1 protein-coding gene is annotated in these 1,720 nt (G+C 32.0%); it reads left to right on the top strand.

The window, feature by feature from the left end:
- Positions 1 to 147: 147 nt before the first annotated feature.
- A partial coding sequence (locus WKU33_RS18760; RefSeq protein ID WP_340456105.1) for a Vga family ABC-F type ribosomal protection protein occupies positions 148 to 1,720 on the top strand: 1,573 nt, incomplete at its 3' end.

The raw sequence follows: 1,720 nt of genomic DNA, 5'->3' as shown, positions 1-1,720 counted from the left end.
ATTGTTTAAGTGTTTTCTTTTTGCGATTAATTATGTGCCTCCTATTCAGAAATGATAGGAGGTTTTTTGTTTTCTTAAGTAAAAATTGAGAGTAAGTATAAGAATTGTTTGCCTTAATAAAAAAGTGTATGAAGTACATTATTTGTTATGTATGAAGGGAGGGCTCAAGTAATGATTCTTGAAGCTAAGAATATTGAATTAACAATAAAAGACCGTAAACTTTTAGATATTGACCAATTATATATTCATAATATGGATAGAATTGGTGTAGTTGGTCGTAATGGAAGTGGAAAAACAACATTATTGTCCATATTGTCTGGTGAAATCGAAGCAGATAAAGGAGAAGTTATGACAACTGTAAGCCGCTATTATTTACCTCAATTGCAAAAGATGGATACCTTTAAAAGTGGTGGTGAAATAACAAAGGGTTATATTGACAAAGCATTGGCTACTAAGGCAGAAATTTTATTTGCAGACGAACCAACAACAAACCTTGATGCCCGTAGTATAGAAGAACTTGAGAAACATTTCATTCGATATCGTGGAGCAATTGTCCTTGTTTCACACAATCGTTATTTTTTAGATCAAATTTGCACAAAAATTTGGGAAATAGAAGAAGGGAACATTAAGGAATTTATCGGTAACTATACAAATTATGTGGAGCAAAAGGAATTACTCCGGCGAAAACAAAAAGACGAATATGAAAAGTTTATAACGAAGAAACGACAATTGGAACGTGCTACAAAACTAAAAGAGCAAAATGCTAAAAAAATGATTAAGCCACCTTCAAAGCGAATGGGTACATCTGAATCTCGCTTATATAAAATGGAGTATGCGACTAAACAAAAGAAAATGCATCAAAACATTAAGGCTCTGGAAACACGTGTAGAAAAATTGGAAAATGTTAAAAAACCAAAAGAACTGCCAGCAATAAAAATGAATTTGCCGAATGGGGAACAAATTCTAGGACGAAATGTAGTTCGTGTTAAAAACTTATCTGTAAACTTTGAAGATCATGTGCTTTGGAGAGATGCTTCATTTGTTATAAAAGGTGGTGAAAAGGTTGCAATTATTGGTAATAATGGGTCTGGAAAAACAACATTGTTGAAACAGATTTTATTAAGAGTACCAAAAGTATCCATATCGCCAGCAGTAAAAATCGGGTACTTTAGTCAAAAGATTGATATTTTAGAAAACAAGAAAACTATATTAGAAAATGTAAAATCCACCTCTCCTTATCCAGAAGATATTGTCCGTACAGTACTTGCTCGGTTACATTTTTTTGGTGAAGATGTATATAAGTCTATTGAAGTATTAAGTGGTGGGGAAAGGGTAAAAGTAGCTTTTGCAAAAGTATTCTTGAGTGATATGAATGTATTAGTAATGGATGAACCAACAAACTATTTAGATATTGAAACTGTTGAGGCACTAGAAAGGTTATTAATGAACTATGAAGGGACAGTCATCTTTGTTTCACATGATAGCCGTTTCGTTGATAATATTGCAACTAAAATTATTGAAATTTCTCAGCAAAAGGTTACAGAGTTCACTGGAAGTTATAAAGAATTTAAAGAAAGGAACCAGAAGACAGAACATGATTATATTAAAGATGAACTCCTAAAAGTTGAAGTCAAACTGACTCAAATCATTAGTGAACTAAATAGTAAGTCTTCAGGAAAACTAGAACAAGAATTCCAAATGTTGATTAATAAACGTAATA

Origin of the sequence: Oceanobacillus sp. HCA-5259 (assembly GCF_037892815.1) — a bacterium.
Classification (GTDB): Bacteria; Bacillota; Bacilli; order Bacillales; family Amphibacillaceae; genus Oceanobacillus; species Oceanobacillus indicireducens.
The sequence above is the reverse complement of the archived record's forward strand: the minus strand, read 5'-3'. Positions and strand labels throughout refer to the sequence as shown.